Source organism: Nocardia sp. NPDC059691 (assembly GCF_042733915.1).
In the GTDB taxonomy this organism is placed as follows: domain Bacteria; phylum Actinomycetota; class Actinomycetes; order Mycobacteriales; family Mycobacteriaceae; genus Nocardia; species Nocardia sichangensis.
This window is the reverse complement of record NZ_JBHWFB010000046.1, coordinates 1-1,055: the sequence shown is the minus strand read 5'-3', so window position 1 is coordinate 1,055 and position 1,055 is coordinate 1. Positions and strand designations below refer to the sequence as shown.

The window sequence follows — 1,055 nt, the reverse complement described above, 5'->3', positions numbered from 1 at the left end:
ATCGGGTCTCCACGGTGATGGGTAGGTGCGCGAAGCCACGCACATTGGACGAATGAACCCGGGCGATCCCGGAATCGAGGACGTCATAGGACCGCACACGCGACGCGAACTCCGTCAGCGCCACCGTCGCTTCCACACGAGCCAGGTGCGCCCCCAAACAGAAATGCACACCCGCCCCGAAACTCACCAGCCCGGACCTATCGGCACGATCGATACGAAAACTGTCACCATCCTCGAACACCACCGCATCCCGGTTGGCCGAACCGATCAGCAACAACACCTTCGCCCCCGCCGGAACCACACCCCCGTGATACGCCAGGTCCTCGGTCGCGGTGCGGGCGATCATTTGACTCGAGGTGTCATAACGCAGCGTCTCCTCCACCCAGTCGGAGACCAGATTTGGATCGGCGACGACTTTCGCGTACTCCCCCGGATTGCGCGCACCCCAATACAACGCATTACCCAGCAGTTTGGTGGTCGTCTCGTTGCCCGCCACGACCATCAAGAACAGGAAACCGATGATCTCCGCATCGGTGAGCCTGTCACCGCCGATCTCCGCATCCAGCAAGGCCGAGGTCAGATCCTCTCTCGGGGCGCGCCGACGCTCGGCCACCATCTCCGTGTAGTAGCCCAGCAATTTGATCGAAGCCTCGACAGCCGCCATCGGGATATCCAGCACACCGTCCTCGCGGTGCACCACCAGATCCGCCAACCGGCGAATCTCCACCCGATCCACCGCCGGCACCCCCATCAGCTCCGAAATCACATCCATCGGCAACTTGCCCGCCACCTCATCGATCCAGTCGAAGACGGCACCGGACACCGCGGGCACCAGATACGACAGCGTCAACTCCCGGATCCGGTCCTCCATCTGCGCGACACGTTTCGGCGTGAACCCCTTGAACACCAACCGCCGCATCCGCATATGCCGCGGATCGTCCATCGCCAGGAACGACATGGTCCGATGCGCGTGCGGACCCCACGCGGCCGGATCCAGCGACACTCCATTCGCACTCGACAACCGCACACTGTCGCGGAACGCCCCCACCACATCC

The 1,055-nt window shown here is 63.1% G+C and carries 1 protein-coding gene; it reads right to left on the bottom strand.

The window, feature by feature from the left end:
• A partial coding sequence (locus ACFV2O_RS36825; protein ID WP_379256396.1) for a cytochrome P450 occupies window positions 1-1,055 on the bottom strand: 1,055 nt, incomplete at both ends.